The 22,444-nt window shown below is 42.9% G+C and carries 16 protein-coding genes, 1 tRNA gene and 3 pseudogenes; 10 read left to right on the plus strand and 10 right to left on the minus strand.

What is annotated here, in order from left to right; all coding sequences use genetic code 11:
- Positions 1–369 precede the first annotated feature (369 nt).
- The gene (locus tag RDV52_RS03030) at positions 370–993 is read left to right on the plus strand and encodes an agmatine deiminase family protein (protein WP_004367157.1); all 624 of its coding nucleotides are present in this window, start codon (positions 370–372) and stop codon (positions 991–993) included.
- A gap of 145 nt (positions 994–1,138) precedes the next feature.
- Here the strand turns inward: RDV52_RS03030 and RDV52_RS03035 are convergent, their stop codons facing one another.
- Positions 1,139–1,990, minus strand: coding sequence for a CPBP family intramembrane glutamic endopeptidase (locus RDV52_RS03035; RefSeq protein ID WP_004367156.1), 852 nt, complete (start codon positions 1,988–1,990; stop codon positions 1,139–1,141).
- Between the two features lie 5 nt (positions 1,991–1,995).
- Positions 1,996–2,946, minus strand: a complete 951-nt coding sequence (locus RDV52_RS03040) for a bifunctional riboflavin kinase/FAD synthetase (RefSeq protein WP_004367155.1) — start codon at positions 2,944–2,946, stop codon at positions 1,996–1,998.
- A gap of 257 nt (positions 2,947–3,203) precedes the next feature.
- Between RDV52_RS03040 and RDV52_RS03045 the strand changes: the two genes are divergently transcribed.
- The 6 genes from RDV52_RS03045 to RDV52_RS03070 all read left to right on the plus strand — a co-directional run bounded on the left by RDV52_RS03045 (position 3,204) and on the right by RDV52_RS03070 (position 12,658).
- A tRNA-Ile gene (locus RDV52_RS03045) sits at positions 3,204–3,277 on the plus strand.
- 307 nt (positions 3,278–3,584) lie between these two features.
- Positions 3,585–3,818 carry a helix-turn-helix transcriptional regulator gene (locus RDV52_RS03050; protein WP_004367154.1) on the plus strand — a complete coding sequence of 78 codons (234 nt, stop codon included), beginning with the start codon at positions 3,585–3,587 and terminating at the stop codon, positions 3,816–3,818.
- A 15-nt stretch (positions 3,819–3,833) separates the two neighbouring features.
- Positions 3,834–4,871: a helix-turn-helix transcriptional regulator gene (locus RDV52_RS03055; protein WP_004367153.1), complete on the plus strand. Its 1,038-nt coding sequence runs from the start codon at positions 3,834–3,836 to the stop codon at positions 4,869–4,871.
- A 36-nt stretch (positions 4,872–4,907) separates the two neighbouring features.
- Positions 4,908–7,535, plus strand: coding sequence for a type I restriction-modification system subunit M (locus RDV52_RS03060; RefSeq protein WP_004367152.1), 2,628 nt, complete (start codon positions 4,908–4,910; stop codon positions 7,533–7,535).
- Positions 7,536–7,537: 2 nt separating this feature from the next.
- Complete coding sequence (locus RDV52_RS03065) at positions 7,538–8,806, plus strand: restriction endonuclease subunit S (RefSeq protein ID WP_004367151.1); 1,269 nt, start codon at positions 7,538–7,540, stop codon at positions 8,804–8,806.
- Positions 8,807–8,827: 21 nt separating this feature from the next.
- Positions 8,828–12,658 carry an HsdR family type I site-specific deoxyribonuclease gene (locus tag RDV52_RS03070; protein ID WP_004367150.1) on the plus strand — a complete coding sequence of 1,277 codons (3,831 nt, stop codon included), beginning with the start codon at positions 8,828–8,830 and terminating at the stop codon, positions 12,656–12,658.
- A gap of 84 nt (positions 12,659–12,742) precedes the next feature.
- Here the strand turns inward: RDV52_RS03070 and RDV52_RS03075 are convergent.
- Positions 12,743–14,051: pseudogene (locus RDV52_RS03075) on the minus strand (IS5 family transposase).
- A gap of 234 nt (positions 14,052–14,285) precedes the next feature.
- Between RDV52_RS03075 and RDV52_RS03080 the strand changes: the two are divergent.
- The 3 genes from RDV52_RS03080 to RDV52_RS03090 are packed head-to-tail and all read left to right on the plus strand — an operon-like array spanning position 14,286 to position 17,082.
- The gene (locus RDV52_RS03080) at positions 14,286–15,407 is read left to right on the plus strand and encodes an SAVED domain-containing protein (RefSeq protein ID WP_004367148.1); all 1,122 of its coding nucleotides are present in this window, start codon (positions 14,286–14,288) and stop codon (positions 15,405–15,407) included.
- Between the two features lie 6 nt (positions 15,408–15,413).
- Positions 15,414–16,646 (plus strand): nucleotidyltransferase domain-containing protein, encoded by a 1,233-nt coding sequence (locus tag RDV52_RS03085; RefSeq protein ID WP_004367147.1) that lies wholly within the window; start codon positions 15,414–15,416, stop codon positions 16,644–16,646.
- Complete coding sequence (locus RDV52_RS03090) at positions 16,636–17,082, plus strand: hypothetical protein (protein ID WP_004367146.1); 447 nt, start codon at positions 16,636–16,638, stop codon at positions 17,080–17,082. The genes RDV52_RS03085 and RDV52_RS03090 overlap by 11 nt, the downstream gene beginning before the upstream one ends.
- 88 nt (positions 17,083–17,170) lie before the next feature.
- Here RDV52_RS03090 and RDV52_RS03095 read toward each other — a convergent pair whose 3' ends face one another.
- The 7 genes and pseudogenes from RDV52_RS03095 to RDV52_RS03125 all read right to left on the minus strand — a co-directional run bounded on the left by RDV52_RS03095 (position 17,171) and on the right by RDV52_RS03125 (position 22,346).
- A complete protein-coding gene (locus RDV52_RS03095) occupies positions 17,171–17,728 on the minus strand; it encodes a hypothetical protein (protein ID WP_004367145.1) in 558 nt (185 codons plus the stop codon).
- Entirely contained in the window at positions 17,725–18,360 is a 636-nt protein-coding gene (locus tag RDV52_RS03100; RefSeq protein ID WP_004367144.1) for a hypothetical protein, read from the minus strand. Before RDV52_RS03100 ends, RDV52_RS03095 begins: the two co-directional genes overlap by 4 nt.
- 492 nt (positions 18,361–18,852) lie before the next feature.
- On the minus strand, positions 18,853–19,260 hold the full coding sequence (locus tag RDV52_RS03105; RefSeq protein ID WP_256593309.1) for a DUF6371 domain-containing protein: 408 nt from the start codon (positions 19,258–19,260) through the stop codon (positions 18,853–18,855).
- A complete protein-coding gene (locus tag RDV52_RS03110; RefSeq protein ID WP_223381180.1) occupies positions 19,247–19,534 on the minus strand; it encodes a hypothetical protein in 288 nt (95 codons plus the stop codon). The genes RDV52_RS03105 and RDV52_RS03110 overlap by 14 nt, the downstream gene beginning before the upstream one ends.
- Before the next feature lie 70 nt (positions 19,535–19,604).
- A pseudogene (locus RDV52_RS03115) lies at positions 19,605–20,578 on the minus strand (AAA family ATPase).
- A 9-nt stretch (positions 20,579–20,587) separates the two neighbouring features.
- Complete coding sequence (locus tag RDV52_RS03120; RefSeq protein ID WP_004367137.1) at positions 20,588–20,884, minus strand: helix-turn-helix transcriptional regulator; 297 nt, start codon at positions 20,882–20,884, stop codon at positions 20,588–20,590.
- 134 nt (positions 20,885–21,018) lie between these two features.
- Positions 21,019–22,346: pseudogene (locus tag RDV52_RS03125) on the minus strand (IS1380 family transposase).
- Positions 22,347–22,444 lie beyond the last annotated feature (98 nt).

Here is a 22,444-nt window from a genome sequence, read left to right on the forward strand (position 1 = left end):
AAAATCAATAATCCTATTCACTGGCAAAGGCATTACTACCCTATTATCTTCGTTTTAGCACCTTGTTCCTATATTAGGTCTTTGCAAAAGTATAGAAAATAGTAGAAACAATACAAGTATTCTGCTGTTGTTTATATCTTTTTAACGATATAGATGTGTTGCAGCCATAAAGGCAAAATTCCGTTAATGCCTTTCTATATATATAAGGTGTAACCCTCGAAAACCTGTCAGGACGATGAAAAAATATTCCCAATAAAATATTTTTCGCAAATAAATGCGAAAAATATAGGTAGTTATTGGAATATTTGTACCTTTGTACCGTCCTATTACTATTGCAATTTAATAAAAGACTTATCATATAAATACACTATGGAGCACTTGGAAGTAATAAAGGTTTCGGAGGAAAAAATATCTTCTGAACATCTGAATGCAAACAAAGTTTACTTCGCAACAGATATTCTGAACGACAGTAACATGATGCCAATTTATAGTAAATTGTGCATGGTACTTGACATCTACGATGTCAAGCACGAGCTTATTGAAGACCCATCAACACACTCTTGCAAGGCACTGAAGCCTGCTTGGCTTGCTAACAACGCAAGAATTACAGACCATGTAGACTGCCTTGTACGCTATATTGGCAACAAACGTGTACTGATGACGAACTGCACGGAGTATGACACTGAGGTTGCCGCAGCCTTGAAAGAGAAAATCGAGGCTGAAGGATACGAGGTCGTAGAACTTAGTTACTCGTCTTTCGATGGTGCACGCGGGGCTAAAGACACCAGTTGGGCATACATTAACTACATACAGACATCGAAAGTTATTATTGTTCCGATGCAACGTGCAAAGGAAGACAAGGAAGCTTTGCAGCAAATTAAGGCTTGTTTCCCACACTTGGCAGTAGTTGGCGTTTATGCAGAACCATGTCTGGGCAACGAGGGAGAGTTTATTTGCTACAGTAAAAGCATTGACGAGAGCATGGTGTCGTAGCAAGATTGTATGGTTAAAACATAGCAGATACTTAGTTCCCTTAGGGATTCTAAAAAACAAAAGAGCCTGTTTTGCATTGCAAAACAGGCTCTTTTACATGGCAAAACAATGGGTTTTGGCATGCAAAAGGGTGGTTTTTACAATCTTATTCGTCAGCTCGCTTCATGCGTGCAGCCAACTGGAAGAGCGCAGGAACAAGAATGCAGAACGAGAAAAGTAGTCCCAAATACATAGAACGCTCGCTGCCGTGGAAGTAGTCTATAAGCTTTCCATCTGCCAAATTTGGCATCAGGTTAAACATTAAGTAGGCTATGGTGTTGTTTACCCAATGCAGCACAATGCCCGGAAGCACACTCCGGGTGCGTGCATACAGCCAGCCTAAAGCCAAACCAATAATGAAAGCGTGCACACCTTGAGCTATATTGCCATGTATCAGCGCAAATATCAAAGCCGTTAAAGCTATGGCTGCCCACCTGCCTTTGCGTCCGAAGGTATCGAGCAAGACGCGCAATATTGCACCTCGAAAAATCAGCTCTTCGGCAATAGGAGCAAATATGCCTACAATAAGATAGCCAAGAGGTTGCTTCATGATGCCTTCAAAGAGCTGGGTCAGATTGTCGGACATCGTGATTTGCAACTTTTCGTAAACGAATTGTGCCGGAAGAATAATTCCAACCGACAGCATGGCTGCCCAAAACAGTACGCCCCACGGTTTCGTCTGAAGGTAAGTGCGAGAAATTGGTGCCCATTTCGCTTTAATATAAATAAGAATTGCGGCTACGCTCGAAAGCAAATTGGCTGCTATCAACACGTCGCTATAATGTCCGGACTGCATGCTTCTGGCTACATCGAATAGGTTTAGACCCTTCAAATAGGCATAAATTGCTACAGTTCCAAACTCAAAAACAGAATGAATAACGATGAAAAGCGCAACGAAAAGCGCAACATACAGCAAGTTCTTTAAGGTGTTATTTTCTCTAATAGTAGTCTTTTTCATTATCTTTACCTATTGTTTTTTAAAATCGTTCTTATCTGTTGTTCGTCCAACTGCATTTGTCTTGCAAGCGCATCTAAGCTTGGAAACTTTCGGTTGGAACGCACGCGAGCAATAAAACTTACTTCTATCGTACGACCGTATAAGTCGCCCGAGAAGTCGAAAATATTAACTTCTGCCGACACATTCGTACCGTTAAAGGTGGGGCGAGTACCTATATTGAGCATTCCGCCATACACTTTTTCATCGCCCCAAATACGGATACGCACCGCATAGACACCCATTGCAGGGAGCAGTTTTTCGGTTTTCCCAATATCTATATTCGCAGTTGGAAAACCCAGCTTGTGCCCATTTCGGCAACCGTGAATTACTTTGCCACGCAACGAATAGGGAGAACCCAGACAGCGGGCAGCATTTTCCATGTCGCCAACATTGATAAATTGACGTATTATAGATGAGCTTACGTTGAAATTATCCATCGAAAGAGCTGTATTCTGACACACCTCAATACCTGTTTCTTTGCCAAGAGACACGTAATCATCGAAAGTTTCGGTTCTGTTATGCCCAAAACGATTGTCATAACCCATAACCAACTTACACACATTAAGCTGTTTGTGCAGCACGCTTTCCATAAACTGCTTCGACGTGAATTGCGCCAAAGTCTTATCGAAATGGAGCACAACAACATAGTCGATGGCAGTTTGCGCAAGTTTCTCGAGTTTCTCGTCGAGTGTCGACAACATTTTTGGCTGATAGTCGCACTGCAAAACCTGACGAGGATGGCGATCGAAAGTTATAACCATCGACTTTAACCCATCTCGTTTTGCCATTTCGGCAAGCCGGTTAATAAGAAACTGATGTCCAAGATGCACACCATCGAAAAAGCCAATCGTGGCAATCGCACGATTTTTTATCACTAACCCGTTAGTATTTAAATCTTTAAGAAATATCGTCTTCATTCTATATCTTCGTCTACCTACCTATATATCCAAGGTCATCAAACCATACTTCACAGTTATCAGACCATGTATTCATAGTTACAGAAACCTCATGTCCATACGGCAGCCATTCTTTAAAATGCACTGCAAATATACATCAAATAGCCATAACTATCGTTTTGGAGCACGCAAAATGTGTTAAAACACGAAAAATATCTCATTATCATTCACGTTTTCTCGAATTATTTATTACCTTTGCACCCACATTTACGAATACTGGACTTGTAGCTCAGTTGGTTAGAGCAACAGACTCATAATCTGGAGGTCCCTGGTTCAAGCCCAGGCTGGTCCACGCTGAAAATCAAGCACTTACAAAGGTTTTGTAAGTGCTTTTCTTTTTAGAGTGCCCCTCAGGTGACCTTTCTGAATCGAAAGTGACCTTTAGTAACCTTCTAAAACGTAGTGTGATTTTTTGAGAGTTCATGAAATCATTTTTGCCATTTGGCGGAATATTCAACAGTAATAAAGGATGTAATCTTGCCTAACAATTGCATAATACGCAAATAAAAATATCTTATTTACATTGATTTTTGCTTTTTCTATTATGGTATTCATGTTTATTTGTTAACTTTGTACTCACAATCTATAAAATCAATGCAATGGCAAGAGACATCAACCGTATCAAGGTGGTTTTGGCAGAGAAAAAACGGACAAATAAATGGCTGGCAGAGACATTGGGTAAAGATCCAGCTACTGTTTCCAAGTGGTGTACAAACTCTGCTCAGCCAGGACTTGAAACTCTGCTTCAAATAGCAGAATGTTTGGAGGTAGACGTGAAGGAACTTATCAACTCCAGTAAAAACGATGTGATGTATATTCAAGTTACCAAGTAAAGAGTATCTATATTTATGCCAGTAAATAAGAACGCACAATTCAGATACCAAATTTTAGATCGATGTTTTAGAGACTTCCGTCATAAGTATGACTTTGACACCCTTCTAGAGAAGGTTAATGACCACTTGGAGGATATTCAAGGGGGTGATTCTATAATAGGTATTCGGCAATTGAGAGGAGACATCAATGCTATTCGCAAGATGCTTCCTGATGGAATATACCTTGACGCTAACCCGTATTACGACAAGAAGTGTTATTACCGCTATTCAGAGCGTGGCTTTTCGATATTCCAGAATGTGCTATCACCTGTCGAGGTACAAAAATTGCGTTCCACCATAGAGATGCTTAGCCGATACCGTGGTATTCCTAATAATGTTTGGTTGGAAGAAGTAATTTCCAACCTTGAATATCGTTTTGGCATTAAGTCAAATAGCGATAACGTAGTCGCATTTGAACAGAATGAACAACTTAAAGGTTTGGAATATTTGTCGGAGGTAATTGATGCAGCCGTGGACCATATACCTATTATTATATATTATAAGACATATAAGGGAAAGGACCTAACATCTACCTTCCATCCCTACCACGTTAGGCAATATAATAATCGTTGGTTCCTGTTTGGTTATGAGGAAGAAACTGGGAAAATAGCAAATAAGGCTCTTGACCGTATACAACACATCTCATTGGCAAATGTTCCTTTCAAACCGAATACAACCATCGACTTTGCTCATTTCTTTGACGATGTAGTAGGTGTCTCTATACCATATAACGATGTAGAGAAAGAAACTATCATTCTGCGTTTTACACAGACAAGATTTCCTTATGTAACATCAAAGCCCATTCATAAATCGCAAACTACGGTCAACGAAAAAGAGTGTACAATATCTTTGAGCGTTAAACCGACTCGTGAGTTGGAACAACAAATCTTATCATACGGTTCTGACGTAGAAGTTCTCTCTCCTGAGTCACTTAGGCTACAAATTGCAGAAAAAATAGCAGATAATTATAAAAAATATTTTCCTATGCAGAATGAGCGCATAGGTAGTATTTAACTTTGCACCAGTAATTGAAAAAAATAATTCCAGCATATGAATAAGCAACAGCTTGCAAACAGAATATGGGCTTCAGCCAACAACATGCGTAATAAGATTGAAGCCAATGAATATAAGGATTATATTCTTGGCCTTATCTTCTATAAGTTCCTTTCTGATACGGAGGTGAAATATTTCACTGAGGTATGCGAGTGGGAAGAAGATGAGTTTCCCGAACTTGTGGAGAACTATGAGGATTTGAACATGAAGAATGCCATTAAGGAGTGCCAAGAGCACATTGGTTTCTTCATCGAGTATAAGTATCTGTTCTCTACATGGCTCAATGACACCAGTTTCAGCGTACAGACGCTGAGCGAAGCTCTCAGCAACTTTGAACGTTTAATGAGTGAGAACTACGCTTCTGTTTATGATGGCATCTTCAAGACGCTTCGTGAAGGGCTTAGTAAACTAGGCGATAACCCCAGTTCTCAGACAAAAGCACTGAAGGGACTTATCAAGCTCATTAAAGATATTCCTACCGATGGATCTCAGGACTACGATGTATTGGGCTATGTGTATGAGTTCCTTATCAGCAACTTTGCCGCCAATGCTGGCAAAAAGGCAGGTGAGTTCTATACTCCGCATGAGGTAGCTATGATTATGTCGGAGATTGTGGCAGAGCATCATAAGAACAAGGAAAGCCTTGAAATCTATGATCCAACATCTGGTTCTGGTTCATTGCTTATCACTATTGGCAAGGCTGTGAGCAAGCATATTCAGGGCAAGAACAAAGTGAAATACTATGCGCAGGAGTTAAAGGAGAACACCTACAACCTGACTCGTATGAACCTTGTCATGCGTGGCATCATTCCGCAGAACATCGTTACTCGTTGTGCTGATACCCTCGAAGAAGACTGGCCTATGCATGAGGAGGGGTCTGAAATTGATAAACCTCTGGCTGTGGATGCTGTGGTCAGCAATCCTCCTTATTCTCAGCACTGGGAGCCAAAGGACAAGGAGTATGACCCTCGTTTCAAGAACTATGGTGTGGCACCTAAGACCAAAGCCGACTATGCTTTCCTATTGCATGAACTGCACCACCTGAAGAGCGATGGCATTATGACAATTGTCATGCCACACGGTGTGTTATTCCGTGGAAAGACTCCCAAGATTTACGATAAGGATGGCAATGTGCTACCCTTGGAGATGCAAGAGGAAGGTCAGGCCGAAGGTCAAATTCGTGCCAACCTCATTGAAAAAAACAATATCGATGCTATCATCGGACTGCCAGCCAATATTTTCTTTGGTACTGGTATTCCAACACTTATCATGGTGCTGAAGAAGAGCCGTGGAAACGAGGGCGTACTTATTATCGATGCCAGCAAGGGTTTCGTTAAGGATGGAAAGCAGAACAAGTTGCGTGCTTGTGATGTAAAGAAGATTGCCGATACCTATCGTGAGCGCAAAGAAATTCCTGGTTTCTCCCGTGTTGTAACTCGCGATGAGATTCGCAAGAACGAGTACAACCTCAACATTCCTCGCTATGTGGATTCTGGTGAGGCAGCTGTGAAGTACGATATTTATTCCACAATGTTTGGTGGCATACCTAATAGTGAGATTGCTGACCTCTGTGAGTATTGGAGCGCATTCCCTACACTTCAGCAGGAGTTGTTCGCTCCAGAGCAAGATAGACCTTACTCTACAGTTAAGATGGCCGACATAGTGGAAACAATCCATGAGAATAGTGACGTACAAGACTTCAAGGCTCGTTTCTTAGCTGCTTTTGAAGACTTCAAGCGTATGCTCCACATCCGTCTTATAGACAATGTAGAGCAGGTGAAGGATGTCGTGGAGAGCGACATCATTTCTTCAGACATCTTCCGTCGTTGCGAGGGTATGCCGCTTATTGACAAATATGCCGCCTACCAGATTCTTGCTGATAACTGGCAGGGCATCATGGGCGATGTGGAAATCATCCAGACCGAGGGTTTCGGTGCTTGTAATGTGGTGGAGCCTAAGATGAAGATGGTGAAGGATAAGAACGGCATTGAACAAGAAGTTGAGGACGGCCTTAAGGGACGTATCATTCCGTTCGAACTGGTTCAAAAGATTCTCTTCCAGGATTACCTTGACGCTATCGCTGCCCTTCAATCTCGTATCAAGGCTATCGACGGCGAACTGGATGCTGTACGCGACGAACTTCTTGGTATGGAAGATACAGATAAATACTTCGATGCAGAGAAAGACAATGTCTTCATAAAGAAAGAAATTACAGCCGACAGCAAGCCCAAAGCAGATGTAGAGGATGATATCAAGGAACAACTGAAAGCTATTGTTGCCCTTTGGAATGAACAGTCTGCGAAGAAGAAGCAAGTTACTAAAGACAAGGATGCCTTAGAGGCAAAGACCATCAAGACGATAGAAGGTCTTGATATGAAGGACATTCAAATGTTCCTCGAACTGAAGTGGATTCTACCTATCACCTCTGCCATCGAGTCGTTGCCAGATGAAGTCATTCAAACACTTGCCGATGCCATTTCTGGTCTCAACGAGAAGTATGCCATTACCTATAACGATATAGAGCAGGGTATTGAGGAGTCCGAGAGTAATCTTGCAACGCTCATTGACCAACTCACAGGTGATGAGTTTGCCATCAGCGGTTTGTCTAACCTTATTAAGAAGTAAGTATGGAGCCAAAGATAAGATTAAAAGGATTTCAGGGAGAGTGGAAAGAGTCTGCTTTCTCAGAATCTTTCGAATCTCTGAAGAACAATTCCCTATCACGAGCAGAGCTGGATGACAGCGGAACTGTGTACAATATTCATTACGGTGATGTCCTAATAACCTACAATGAATGCGTTAAGATTGATAAAGAGGTTAAGACCTTTGTCAAAGATGCAGAAGTTGCAAGGAAACTGTCTCATTTGTGCGCTATTAAGAATGGAGATGTTATCTTTGCAGATGCTGCCGAGGACAATACTGTAGGAAAGTGCACTGAGGTTATTGCCCATGAAGCAGATGCAATAGTGTCTGGACTTCATACTATTCCATGCCGTCCAAAGAAAGAATTTGCATCTCGATATCTGGGGTATTACTTAAATTCTAAAGCGTATCACGACCAACTTCTTCCACATATACAAGGAACTAAGATTTCCAGCATATCAAAAAGGACTTTGGCATATACTCATATCAGTTGTCCAAGTGATAAGAAAGAGCAACAAGCAATTGCCTTTTACTTCCAGCACCTCGACTCTCTCATTCAATCCTTCACAAAAAAGATTGAATCGCTCAAAAAGGTGAAAGCTGCAAGTTTGCAATCCATGTTTCCACGGGAAGGAGAAACCATCCCAAGAGTAAGGTTCAAAGGCTTTGAAGGGATATGGGAAATTATCAAATTCTCAGATTTTGCAGAAATACACCGAGGACTTACATATACTCCGAATAATGCGATGGAAAATGGAGTTCGAGTATTACGTTCGTCAAATATTGACGAAGATACTTTTGTAACATCTAAAGGTGATATATTTGTAGCACCCAATTGTGTAAATATTGACTATGCAAAAAAAGGTGATATACTTATTACAGCCGCAAATGGTTCACCTCACTTGGTGGGAAAGCATGCAATCATAAGAAATACATGCTCAATTCCTATGGTCGCTGGTGGCTTTATGTATTTGGTTAATTCACAAGAATCTGAATTTCTAAACGCAAGTATGAGTTCGAATTGGTATTACCGATTTCTCAAGACAGGAGTAACAGGCGGTAATGGATCGATAGGAAATCTTAGTAGAAACGATTTGAAGAAAGCAGAGTTTTTAATTCCTATCCAAAAAGAAGAACGAAATATGCTCGCCGATTACTTCACATCTCTCGACTCACAAATCTCTCTCCAGACCCAGCGTTTGGAAAAGTTGAAGCAGATTAAATCTGCATGTTTAGATAATATGTTTGTATAACCTAAAAAAAATATTAGACCTATGCCAGTAGATGTTTTAATTCGTCCGTTCCTAAAGGAACTTGATTTTGAGAAGGCACTTGCAGACTTTCTGCCACAACATGGTTGGGAGCCTAACGTGATAATGAACCCAACAGAGGATATCCTCATTAAAAACTGGGCTGCTATTATATTCAACAATAATCGTGACATGAATCGTCTTGGTGACTTTAAACTCACCGACACAGAGATGCAGCAAATCATGGCACAAGTGGACGCGCTTAAGAACCCATACGAGGTGAACCAGTTCATCAATGGTGGACAAGTGATGATAAAGCGTGACAATCCTGATGACAAAATCAACTTCGGCAAGGAGGTGTATCTCACTATCTTCAATGCTCGTGAAATTCATGCAGGACAGAGTGTTTATCAGATTGTTCGTCAGCCAAGATTCCAAACCAAGCATCCTCTTGGCACTACACGACGTGGTGATGTGGTGTTGCTCATTAACGGTATGCCTGTTATACATATCGAATTGAAGCGAAGTGGTGTAGATGTAACTCAGGCAGTGAATCAGATCAAGAAGTATGCCCACGAAGGCATCTTCTCGCATGATATCTTCTCTTTGATACAAATATTTGTAGCCATGACTCCAGAGAAGACACTCTATTTCGCGAATCCTGGGGCGTCGGAAAATTTCTCTCCAAGTTTCTACTTCCACTGGGCTGACTTCAATAACGATGAGGTTTACGACTGGAAGCGCATTGCCGCCAACCTTCTGTCAATCCCGATGGCTCACCAGATGGTGGGCTACTATACCATAGCCGATGACAAGGACGAAACGTTGAAAGTGCTTCGCAGTTATCAGTATTTCGCAACCACCAAGATATGGGAGCGTGTGCGTGCGACCAACTGGGATGACCACTATCATAAGGGTGGTTACATCTGGCATACTACAGGTTCTGGAAAAACGATGACTTCTTTCAAGTCTGCCCAGCTCATTGCCAAGGCCAATGATGCCGATAAGGTGGTGTTCCTGCTCGACCGCATAGAACTGAGCACACAGTCGGCTGACGAGTATCGTGGCTTTGCCAATGCCGATGATAACGTGCTCGATACGGATGACACAAGGAATCTGATACGAGTATTGGAAAGCGACAGCAAGGACGAGTGCCTTATTGTTACCTCTATACAAAAGATGAGTCGTATCAATAGTGGCAACAGCGTTTCACAGTCAACTATTGACAAGATTAACAAGAAGCGCGTCGTGTTTATTGTGGATGAGTGCCATAGAAGTGTTACAGGTTCTGGCAAGGACAGCGGTAGTGGCATGCTCCTGGCAATAAAGAATACCTTCCCTCGCGCCATTTTTTTCGGATTTACAGGCACACCGATATTCCCAGAGAATGCTCGTGGCGAGGTGACTACAGAGGTTATATTTGGCGACATGCTCCACAAATACACGCTTGCCAGTGGTATTCCTGACAAGAACGTTCTTGGTTTCGACCTTTATCGAGAAGACACATTCCAAGAGCACGACATCCGCGAAAAGGTGGCATTGCGACAGGCAGACCCTGATGCAGAGACGGTGGATGATATCGCAAAGGACAATGAGAAGATGGACATCTATAACAAGTGGATGTGTGACACTGATATGTTGAAAGTGGAAGATGAAGCGAAATCGCTCTACGCCACTGATGCACACCACATGGCGGTTGTTCAGAAAATTGTGGAGGAACGCCCTATGCTCAGCCACAATGGTAAGTTTCATGCCATATTGGCCACAAAGAACATTCCAGAGGCCATAGAATACTATCAGCTATTCAAGAAGCATTATCCAGAGTACAATGTTACTGCCATCTTTGATGACTCCATCGATAATAATGGCGGTGGAGAATATAAGGAAGAGGCTATCCTTGAAATACTTCAGGATTACAATGATAGGTTTGATACCACATTCCTGCAATCAACCTATGCCAAATACAAAAAAGACGTAGCAAAACGTCTTGCTCACAAGGCACCTTATCAGCACTTAGAGAAAGACAAGCAACTGGATTTGCTCATCGTAGTAACCCAGATGTTGACCGGATATGACTCGAAATGGGTGAACACACTTTATGTGGATAAACTGTTGCAGTATGTGGATGTTATCCAGGCATTCTCACGCACCAACCGCCTGTTTGGGCCAGATAAACCTTTTGGTATTATCAAGTATTTCACACGTCCTAACCGTATGGCGAAGAACATTGAGGATGCGCTGGCTCTGTATGTAGATCAGCCATTACTTGTGTTCACAGATAAGCTGGAGGCCAATCTGGAGAAGATTAACCAGTCGTTCCGCGTCATCGACCAACTGTTTAAGGCAGAAGGAATCGATTACTATGCTACCTTACCCCAGGCAGAAGCATCAAAAAAGAAGTTTGCCAAAGAGTTTTGTGAAATGACCAAGCGTCTGGAAGCTGCCAAGATGCAAGGTTTCCGATGGGAACAATCTGAATACGAGTACCAACATACCAATGGATGGGTGAAACTGAAGATGGAACTTGACGAACAGACTTACAAGATTCTTCTGGCTCGTTACCGCGAACTATTCCAGAAAGGACCTGGAGGCGATGGTGACGACGATGATGTCTATCAGCTGGAAGCATACATCACAGAGACTGGTGTCGGTACAATCGATGCTGAGTATATCAACTCCAAGTTTATTAAGTTCGTCAAGAACCTCTATACTTCTGGTCCAGGTAGCGAACATGTCAAGGTTGCGCAGGCAGAACTTCATAATGCTTTTGCCTCACTCAATCAGCGCGACCAGCGTACTGCCCAGCGCATTTTGCATGATATAGAAAGTGGTGACTTGCGTCTAAGCCCAGGCAAGACCATCTATGATTATATCATTGACTACCAGAAGCGTGAGTGTGATCAACAGGTTTATACGTTGGCCGAAGCAACGGGGTTGAACATCACCAAACTGCAGGAACTCATCAGTAAAGATACAACAGAGCAAAACATCAATGAACAAGGTCGTTTCGATACTTTGGTGCAGACGCTTGATAAGGTGAAGGCTGTCGGTTTCCTGAAGAGAGTTACCAGGCAGGATGTACCCAAGCGTTTTGTCATCACCAACCTGTCAAGCATCCTCCGTCGCTTCATCCTCGATCCCTCTGACAGAGCAAAGATTGTCTATGCCTATCAGAATGAAGATTTCTTCCTGGACGTAAATATTCCAGAGGAAATGCCAGAAGATGAAGTGCTGCAAGAAACTCAAAAGCAGAAGGAACAGCGTGAGGAGAGTAATAAGCTGTCCTTTGAGGAGATGAGCGAAAATGTACGTGAGTTAGTCAAAAAGGATTTGAGAAAGTGCGCAGGTATGCCACTGGCACATGATGTTGTTAAAGCGTTCTTTAAGATTCTTACAACCCCAACAATCAAGAATGTTGACGGCGTTGGTCTTGATGTCTATAAGGCAATGGACGAACTCTTCGGTAGAAAGGAAGTGAACATCATTGATAAACACGTCCATTCTGGTAACCTATCGGTTAAGTTTGAGGTTTACTTGAAAAAGCTGTACTATATGCTTCACGGCAGCGAGATTCAACCAACAGAGGAAAGAAAGAATGTCACTCTTGCCAATTGTATCTTTGCGTTCCCATGTTTGAAAAATCTACGTTGGAGCACCAAAGAAACAGAGCACAAACTTTCTGGTTACCTCGATATAATTCGAAACAATCGCAACACGTCTGACGGAAATGGCGCCCATTCTTCATACTTGCTGACGGAGGAACAGCTTGACGAGAATATCAAGGCATTCGTTACGCTGTATTTCTATGTAACAGGAATGTGCTATAATGAATTGAAGGCCAGGTATGACATCTGACTGACAAAGGTTTTTAGAAATTGTGATTCCTAGAATCGCAATTTTCTCTTTGCAAAAAATGTCACGAGATTATATAGTCATCCCTTAAAAACTATATTTCAGCATAAAGCTTGTACTGACAAGCTCTATGCTGATTCTTTTTATAAGGTACAAAAGAACTCTCATAGCTCTTTTGAAGTTATATGCTGCGGCAGCTAATAATACATTGATAGTATCTCCTTTGACACCTTTATAAAAGTTGCGAGATAATCGGTGGTCTGCTTTAAGATGTCCCATCGTTGGCTCTATACCAGCTCGTTTACAAAATAGTTTGTGTTTCTTTCTCTTTTGGTAGTAGCTGTCTTTAGCTTTAGGAGTGTCTGGGATGAGTATCTTTGTCTTCCCAATCTGCTTTATACCTCTATACCCTCTATCTCCTGCTAACTTATCAACCTGCCTTCCTGTCATCCTTTGGGTTTGTTCTAGCGTCTTTTCGATAGTATGCCCATCATATTCATTCCTAAAAGAACATGCACCAAGAATAAGTCCTGACCATGAGCGAAGAATAGATACTTTATTGCCAAACTCATATTGCTTATGGTCCTTACCCTTGCTGACGCAAACTACATCTGGTTCGTGCAGAGAATATACTTTGTTCTTTGACTTCCTATTCTGAGAAAGAACTCTGTAATATAGCTCAAACGTCTTCTCATATCCTTTCCTTCCCACAAGATTACGCTCTAGCTCTCTTACTAATCTACCCTGCTATGGTCTTCAGTTGTCTATCTGCCTTAAGAGCTTTCTTACGATTCTTGGGATGATTACGAAAACGTTGGGAACGGTAAATTCCTTTCAAGGTACGCGTATAACTCTGTCGTAGAGGAAGACAATTGCCATGAACTATCTTCAGAACGTTTTTGATTATCTTTTTATGCAACTTCGCATCTGTAGGATAGGTTATATTCTTCTCCTGCACGGTAGAATCAATGAAAGCCGTATCAAAATGGTCTTCGTTATCATGGTCAGTATTAACGCGGATGCTCTCGGCTAATATTAACTCCATACCTTTCTCACCTATACGATTTCTGAAGTGAACTAACTCGGAAGCGTCACAGGGTTCTTTTGGCATAAATTCAAGTCCACCACAGAAATATTGGTAGTAAGCATTCTCGCTCCATTGAGAAACCACCATTTCATCTGACACATTACGCAAATGTTTTAAAATTAAAAGACCACACATCAAGCGAATAGGATGGGCAGGGCGACCATTGGTACTGCAATACAATGGAGAAAAAGCATTTTCAAAACATTCCCAATTAATCTTATTACTAAGTTGGAAAAGGGGATGTTCATGGCTAAGCATGTCCTCTAAAGAAGAGAACAAAGAGAGCTGTTTGGATGTACGTTTAAGCATAAATATCTGCAAGATTTATAATGTAAAGGTACAAAAACTTGCAGATATGAGCAAATAATTTACAGGATAATATACTATGAATCAGAGGAATATTAGGTTTATAAGGGAGGACTATATAATAAGGAAGGTGTGTCAAAATTGACACACCCTCCTTATTATAAAAAATTGTCAGCTGTGCAGATAGACTGCATAGATTGGCATTACCTTTGCAGTGTTATTAATAAATAGAAGTAAATGAGTAAGACAACAATTCCTGAAAGTGTAAAGCGAGACCTTTGGTTCGCAGCCCATGGTAGATGTGAGTTTGCTGGATGTAACAAGGTGCTATTTAAACATGGGATAACAATGGATGAATGCAATATTTCCAATTATGCCCATATCATTGGAGACTCTCCCAAGGGGCCTCGTGGCGACAAGGAAAAATCTAAAGAACTTGCAAAGGATATAAACAATCTCATACTGCTCTGTCCTGAATGTCACAAACTAATTGACAGCGATGAAGATAAATATACCGTGGAAGTGCTCAGAAAGATGAAAAGGGAGCATGAAAAGCGAATCCTATTGGTAACAGGCATCCAGCCTAACATGAAAAGCTTGGTGGTTACGTATGGACCGAAAATCGGAACAGACACCCCCCATTTTAATAAAGATGTTCTTTTTAATACTATCTTTCCTGAGAGATATCCAGCAGATTTGTCACCTATTGAAATACAGATGAAGAACTCTGTTATGAAAGATGGTGAGACTTTTTTCTGGGAAGTAGAATTACGTCAGATTGAAGATATTTGCACAAATAAGGTATTAGGTCCATTGGAGCGAGGTGAATTATCCCATGTTTCGCTATTTGCGCTTGGACCTCAACCCTTGCTTGTGAAGTTGGGTACAATGTTGAATGATAAATATCCAATAACGGTCTTTCAAAAACACCGCATTCCTGATAGTTGGTGTTGGCTTGAAGAAGATTCACAAAATGACATTCAGCTAATTGAGCCTCATGATAAAACAAAAGAGCCTGTCCTAGTGATTGCATTAAGTACAAAAGCTATCTTGGAGCGAATCGCTGATAGATTTGGAAACACAGTAAGTCTATGGTCTATCACTTGCAGTGAACCTGGAAATGATATGATGCGTTGCCATAGTCAGTTAAAACAATTTAATCGAGTGGCCAGAATGGCAATGGATGCCATTAAGACGGCACACTCGAAGGCTGATTGCTTAAAAATATTCATGGCAGTTCCTGCTTCTTGTGCGGTAGAACTTGGTCGTATTAGAATGCCAAAAGCTGATTTACCTTGGATGCTGTATGACTATTGGGGTGATAAAAATAAAGATATAGAAACGATAACAATAAAATAGGGAGCGATGGGAAGAATTTTTAGTAAAGAACAAAAAGAAGAATTCAAGGATATTCTTGAAACATTAGGCGAGTCATTAGACATCACGCAAACACAGTATGATAACCTGACGAGGAGTTATAAGGCCGTGGGTGAGTTCTTGCAGAACGATCCTGTTTTTGAGCCCTATAAGCCGATAGTATCACCCCAAGGATCTCTAAGGTTGGGTACAATTATCCAACCTATTAATCCTAATGATGATTTGGACGTGGACTTAGTATACCGACTCTCGGAGAAGAATCCGATGTGGACACAGAAAGATATTAAAGACAAGGTGGGGTCTAGACTTAAGGGAAGCGATCGCTATGCTCCAATGGTTAACAAGAAAGAGGGCAGACGTTGTTGGACGCTGTTATACAGAGACAATTCTGACAACCCTAAAGAGAAATATCATATGGATATTCTTCCTTCGGTGGCTGATAGCAAATATGTAGAAAGAATGACACGTTTGTTCTCGGAGAACTTTTCGGATCAAACCGTGGATCAGATTTCCATTAGAATCACAGACAAGGAGGCGAAAGACTATGCAACATCTACGTATAAAGAGGATTGGCTAAAAAGCAACCCTGATGGATATGCATTGTGGTTTGCCCACAGATGCAAAGCAGATGAAACAGTAAAACTTAGGGCAGAGGCTATTGTGCCTGTTGAGAAATACAACAAGAAAAAGACTGTGTTGCAGCGCATAGTACAGATACTGAAACGTCATAGGGATATGATGTTCTATAACGATACTGAAGATAAGCCTATCTCTATTATTATTACTACCTTGGCGGCTCGTGCCTATAATGGTGAACAAAACTTGCTTGAGGGTTTGCTTAATGTAGTAGATAATCTTGAAAAAAGCATTACCAAGAATGAGATAGGCGAGGATGTGGTGTCGAATCCGGTAAACCCTGAAGAAAACTTTGCTGATAAATGGCCAACACACCCCAAAAGACGCAAGAATTTCTATAAATGGCTCGCTACCGTGAAGAAAGATATGCATGAGATCCTTGATGGAGCAAACAGAATCCAGATACAGATTATTATGGGGCGTGTATTTGGTAAGAATATGATTGAAAAAGCTTCGTCTCTTTTGGTGGAACGAAGAAAATCGAAGCTTGCGACAGGTGCTGCTCTTTTGACTAGTGCGGGAAAAATAGCTGCGAATACAGTTGGAAAAGTTATAAATACAGCGAATACCTTTTATGGAGAATAAAGCTATAACACCGATCCAACAGTTTGGCATTTTGAGGCATGAATTCCCCGAATCGTCAGGTACCATTCAATGTGGTACTATGACTTGGTTCGGAGAGTTCACACCTTCGGCTTTGTCTGATACCTATAAGCTAAAGATTACTTACAAACTAGGACAGGCACCTAAAGCATTTATCATATCCCCAAAACCTCTGCAGCTGGCAGAGGGGGCTAAACGACTGCCTCACACATACAACTATAGTAATGGGAAACAACAGTTATGTCTCTATTTGCCAGGGACTGGCGAATGGCGACCGTCAATGGTTATAGCTCAAACAATAGTACATTGGGCAGTGCAGTGGATGTACTATTATGAGATATGGGTAGCTACTGGAAAATGGATGGGCGGAGGACATGGCAATTGGGATGCAGAGAAACAAGAAGATAATATCTCTTGAGGAGAGTGTAAAGTAAACTGTGCCTGATGGCAACAAAAGTAGTTTTAACACAATTCTGTCTACACTATTTTATAGGTCTCCTCCATTTTTACATTTTTAAACCCCGTGATGGGCGGATAGTTCTTTTCTGTATTTCTATTTCAGTCCTTTCATATTTGGAATAGTTATTAACCACATTCTGTACTTCCAATCTCCCTTTGGCGTGTTCGTCTTCCGTGAGAAAGGGATGGGATAGTACAGACAAAGTGGTTGCAGCATGTTGTCTGTCAGTGTCGGTATCAAGAAAGTCATTGACAGCACAGGCTTGCCCGAATGTAAACCGTTTGGCAATCGGTTTTTGAGCAAAGACGATGGCAGCTTGCAAAGCCTTACGGCACACAACGTCCAACAACTCCACCGCTTTCTGAAATGCGGCTTTAAGGATAGCGATGGCATAATCTCTCTGCGAGAGGTTAAACTCATAGGTGCTTTTGTCGTTTTGGGATTTCTTTAATAGCCTGTTGTAACTTCGGGTGAGCTTGTTGTATTCGTCCAAGCGAAGTTCCGCAATCTGCCTTTCCCTTTCACAAACTTTCTCCAGTTCGGCAGTTCGTTCAGCTACGCCTTCCGCTATCCTATTGGGGTTCAGTGCCACCTGCTGCTTCATTTCTTCATTTTCCGTTTCCAACTGAGCGTACTTACCCTTTCCTGCAATATGAGCCAAGCCGGATAAGATAGCACTGCCATTTTCCCGATTGCTTTCACTTGCTTGTCGTGGATTTCTCTGTCCAGCCTTGCACAATCATGGGCTTTCTGCTCGTTTTCCTTTGCCAATTTCTCCGTTTGCTTCTTTGTCTCCTCCAGCTCACGCTTCTGTTTGCCCACAATATAATCGTTACGTTCCAGATGCTGCTTGCCTGTCTCCAACTTAGAAACGTCACGATTCATTTCTAACGCTTCCGCTGCCATATCCTGCATGAGGCTAATGTCTTCATTGTCCAGTTTGTAGGACTTACCTGTATCATGGTTCATCCAGTCCCAGATAATGTGAGCATGATAATTGGGCTTCCATGTAGAAGCATCGCTTGGATCCGTGCAATGCCCCTCGTCTTTATGAATGTGGATTTGTAGGACAGTAATGCCAAACCGTTGCTGGCAAAGGTCAGCAAAACGCTTCAACTGTTCCATCGTTGTATCTGCCTTACAGACAACTACACCCTCCCGCAAGGGTGTGCAGCCAGCAATTTTCGTCCCCTTACCCGTATTCTTGTTTACTCTTTCGCGTTCTTTGGTCTGCATGGCTCGGCCGGTCTTTTCCTTGACCACCCGCCGATAGCGTCATAATACTGCTGCAAGGTCATTTGTCCTTGCAGACCTGATGCCCACGATAGATTCTGTGGTATCAGGTCCTTTCTGATATAAAGCTTTTCAGCATTAATGTGATCGAGATACGCTTTTGTTCTTTGATTGTGTGCTTCACTCTGCCCGATATTGCAAGGCTTGATGTGAACGGATGTCTTTTGTATCATAAGAATTTATATTTAGTCGTTGGATATTTTTCTTTATAGCGGTTCTTAGGGTAGTCCTAAGCGGAGAGTCCAGAGAGAGGGTCACTCTTTGGTCAGGGGGCTTGGGGGCAGATGTCCATGAGTGGAGGGTGCAGGGAGAGAGTCACTCCTGCCGGTTCCCCAAGGCTGGCCTTGGGCCCACAACTACGAAAGCGAAGCGTGTAGTTATAGTGGGCTATAACAAGGGCAAAGCCCTGTTCGTTCCTCCCGACACTTTCAGCGGCTATGGATTTCCCCTGCACTTGATTTTGTCAATCAGGTGTCGGTTGATGTCCCGATTGACAAAGCCACAGTCCACCTTGAATTGTTTACCAAATTGCTCCGTCCAATAATCACTACTCATATCGTCAGGGAAAAGGACCACCCTCTTGCCACCCAGCTTGTTCATCATGCCATTGGTGAGATTGTTGCCTCCTCCGACCGCCAGCCAGTCAATGGACGGTTCGGCAAGCGTACCGAGCAGGGTGGTCTTTTCTTCTGTGACAATGGCAACAGGCTTGCCTGATAACAGATGTTCATCGAAGAACACCTCGTTATCCGTGTAATAGTCGAGGCAATACCAGTTGTAAAGATGATCCGTGATAGGGGTTTGTCGAAGGATATTGCCGTTATCCGCATCAAAGTATATCACTTCCCCCCCCAGCAACATTTTCTCTTTCATTGATACGAAGTAGTACGGAACCATAATGCCCATTGAATGTTGTACTAACCGCTCCTAAGTGAAATCGTGAGATAAGTTCATCAATCTTTCGCATCATAGAGGTATCGCAATTTACCACCTTATCCAGATAATCCGTAATGGAAGAATAATGGTTGCCAATTTCTCCCCTTGGAATCTCTATCAGCATCCGTTCGTTGGGTGCCGCTTTTGTTGCCATTACGCATCTTAATTCATCCTGCTTCATAGTCTTTGTTATTTAGTTTTATGCAGTTTATGCACTTATGCATATTGCATAAAATGCATAAAGTGAATAATCAGCTGTTCAAAAGTCTCGACACTTTGCTTTGGGTAATGCCACATTCCTTGGCTATGTCCTGTTGTTTCATGCCTTGGGAGGAGAGTTCCTTGACCCTTGCCTTCAATCCCTCACGCTCATTGGTACTTGTCGTTTCCAAATGGGGCGCCTCTGTATCAAAGCCCCTGAAGGTAAAGCAGAGATTGCCCTCACCGTTCTTGGCCCGCTCGTATAAAGCCACATTATCCGCATCGAGTACCACTTCACCATTGCGCCATTTGCATTGCTTCACATATACCAATGAGCCGTCCTTGTGTGATTGCCCCAATCCTACGGCATCATCAATAAGCTGGTTGAGCTTGGCAGAACCTTGTATGGCGGACAGGGAAAGCGGCACGGCACCCGAAAACATCTTGGGAACATGGTTAAGAACAATCAGAGTCCAATTGTATTTCTTTTTGAGGGCATTGAGCGATGCCATGAGCGAGCCCGCATCGGCACCTTTGTCAAGCGACTGACTAAGGGCGGTAATGTTGTCGATGAACACCACCTCAGCAAGATTCGCCACGGCTGCCGTTTCTATTCCCTTCAGTACGTCATCGGCGGGATGGTTCCCGTCCATCTCCGCACGAAAGAACGTGGAAGGGAAATCTGGGGATTCATAACGGAGAGACAGCTGTCGCAGCGTCATCTCGAAGTCGGCGTACAGGACACGCTTTCCCTTGGCTGCAATATCCCGTGCCACCTGCATGGCAAAGATGGTCTTGCCGATACCCGACTGTCCGAAGATGATGCAAAGGTCACCTTCGAGGACAATATTGGGATAGAGTACCACAAGAGGGGAAGCGACTTGCCTTTTCTTACACAGTCATTCATGGAAGACACATGAAAGCCGCCAGCATCAATGGCTCCCTGTTCCTGCAATTCATGAAAGGAGGACAGGATGTAATCCATATCTGCCGGCTTGGGAATCGTTTTGATCAGTTCATCCATAGCATAACCCTATTGATTATTTGTGTTAGTAGGAAGCCCATTGGAAATCAATGCGTCCACTTCTTGCTTGGAATACAGGTTGCGCCTACCAATCTTATGCGCCTGAATGTCGCCACGCTTCTCCATTCGCCAGAGCGTAGTATAAGTAATGTGTAGGCGTACACAAAGCTCGTCACGGGTGTAATACTCGGTGGATGCTGTCTGAACAGGTTCTTTCAGCAGATTCTTGCCCACTATAGTTTCTAATACTTCTACAATGACCTCCTTGAGGTCTTCCTTTTGCAGCATAATGAAATTTCCTTGCATTTCCGTTTGTTTTGAAAGTTTGCTGCAAAAGTATCATGCGATTACATGGAATCATGCCCATATAGGTACCACATGGTGCCTATATGAGGGATTGAGACGCATTTACCCCCAATGGTATAAACCCAAATCGGTCATTAGGAATTCTCTGTGTTGTATGGCAGTGAGAAATCCTTCAACTTTTCCCATATTGAAAGAAACGACTTTCTCGTTTTCAACGACCTGGCAGGTATAGGATGTGCTTGTCTTTCTTTTTCCCCAGATATGCGGGAGTGGAAATCAGTTCGTACCGGATTGTCTTGAGAAACTTCTTTTTGTCCGAGTTAATCAAAGCATGACGGAACAGGGACATGAAGTTGTATGCCATGACGATGAAATTGCCACAGGCCTCCGTTGCCCAGAAGTTGTGCGACACGAAGTCGTCTATCGAGAAATCGTACTTGAGCTCCTTGATCCTATTCTCGGAGTCGGCCCTGCCCCGGTACGAGTCATATACAATCTTGGCAGGCAATGCAAGATTCGTGACGAAGCAGCTGTATCTGTATTTCCCGAAATCCTGCTCATCCTCAAAAAGCTCGAGCTCTCTGACCTGCTTGCCCGCTGCCTTAGGCCGCTTCTTAACCTCCTGCCTTACCATGACGATACGCTTCGGACTGTCCCAATGCTCCGCTTGGTAAGTGGTTTCCGCTATTTCCAAACCATCTGCCACCTCCACCCATGTCTTCTCATGCGTCAGGCTGTACTTGATGCGGTTGTTGAGCCGGCAGGCTATGATGTAGCTCAACTGCCTCTGTTCCAGATACCCGAGTATGTTCCCCGAAAAGAAACCGCTGTCCATGCGGATGAGTCCCACTCTCTTGTCTTGAAGCCGTGACAGCGTGTCTTCCAGAAAGGACAGGTAGTTGGTGCTGGCAGAGGTGTTGCCGGGGCGTAGCCAGTAGTTGGCTATCATCCGGACGTCCGACACGAAGGCCAGAAGAGGATGATGAGAGGGCCTGCCCGGACGCTTCGGGTTATACCCCTTGGCTGCTCCTTCCTGGCTGCCCTCACGGACCATGACCGTGGAATCGAAGTCAAGCGTGTAGTTGTCAAACACCAACTCAGAAAAGAACCAATTGAACAACTCGCTGAACACACGCTGGTTGGTCGCCTGTGAGAACTTGTTGAGATAACGCTGGTATGCCCTGTGGTCAGCTCCGCGATTCCATCCCAAAAGATTGCAAAGGGAGGTGTCATATCGGACAATATCAAGGCGTCCGAAGCGACTCGCACCGCACCAGACTCCTGCAAACAATCCAGGTATGATCTGTACGGGGTTGTACCCTCTGTTGGAGCCTTGGGATGGAATGCCGCTTTTCACGAGCTGCTCGTCAAAATGGCATCTGTCAAGCATCTTCAGAAACAGGGAAAGACCTCCAAATGGCGTAATCTCCTTGTTCACAAACTTTATGTCATAGTCACGCATCATAGCTATAGCTCTTCTTTTACGTGGTAAAGATAGTAAATTGTTGTCAATCAGATAAATAACGTGAGTTCGATGAATTCAAAACAATGCAAGTTGTG

The organism is Prevotella nigrescens (assembly GCF_031191185.1).
Classification (GTDB): Bacteria; Bacteroidota; Bacteroidia; order Bacteroidales; family Bacteroidaceae; genus Prevotella; species Prevotella nigrescens.

Excerpts from the sequence above, each read along its gene's own strand:
- RDV52_RS03030 (WP_004367157.1), top strand. The coding sequence starts at position 370 with ATGGAGCACTTGGAAGTAATAAAGGTTTCGGAGGAAAAAATATCTTCT.
- RDV52_RS03035 (WP_004367156.1), bottom strand. The coding sequence starts at position 1,990 with ATGAAAAAGACTACTATTAGAGAAAATAACACCTTAAAGAACTTGCTG.
- RDV52_RS03040 (WP_004367155.1), bottom strand. The coding sequence starts at position 2,946 with ATGAAGACGATATTTCTTAAAGATTTAAATACTAACGGGTTAGTGATA.
- RDV52_RS03050 (WP_004367154.1), top strand. The coding sequence starts at position 3,585 with ATGGCAAGAGACATCAACCGTATCAAGGTGGTTTTGGCAGAGAAAAAA.
- RDV52_RS03055 (WP_004367153.1), top strand. The coding sequence starts at position 3,834 with ATGCCAGTAAATAAGAACGCACAATTCAGATACCAAATTTTAGATCGA.
- RDV52_RS03060 (WP_004367152.1), top strand. The coding sequence starts at position 4,908 with ATGAATAAGCAACAGCTTGCAAACAGAATATGGGCTTCAGCCAACAAC.
- RDV52_RS03065 (WP_004367151.1), top strand. The coding sequence starts at position 7,538 with ATGGAGCCAAAGATAAGATTAAAAGGATTTCAGGGAGAGTGGAAAGAG.
- RDV52_RS03070 (WP_004367150.1), top strand. The coding sequence starts at position 8,828 with ATGCCAGTAGATGTTTTAATTCGTCCGTTCCTAAAGGAACTTGATTTT.
- RDV52_RS03080 (WP_004367148.1), top strand. The coding sequence starts at position 14,286 with ATGAGTAAGACAACAATTCCTGAAAGTGTAAAGCGAGACCTTTGGTTC.
- RDV52_RS03085 (WP_004367147.1), top strand. The coding sequence starts at position 15,414 with ATGGGAAGAATTTTTAGTAAAGAACAAAAAGAAGAATTCAAGGATATT.
- RDV52_RS03090 (WP_004367146.1), top strand. The coding sequence starts at position 16,636 with ATGGAGAATAAAGCTATAACACCGATCCAACAGTTTGGCATTTTGAGG.
- RDV52_RS03095 (WP_004367145.1), bottom strand. The coding sequence starts at position 17,728 with ATGAAGCAGCAGGTGGCACTGAACCCCAATAGGATAGCGGAAGGCGTA.
- RDV52_RS03100 (WP_004367144.1), bottom strand. The coding sequence starts at position 18,360 with ATGCAGACCAAAGAACGCGAAAGAGTAAACAAGAATACGGGTAAGGGG.
- RDV52_RS03110 (WP_223381180.1), bottom strand. The coding sequence starts at position 19,534 with ATGAAGCAGGATGAATTAAGATGCGTAATGGCAACAAAAGCGGCACCC.
- RDV52_RS03120 (WP_004367137.1), bottom strand. The coding sequence starts at position 20,884 with ATGCAAGGAAATTTCATTATGCTGCAAAAGGAAGACCTCAAGGAGGTC.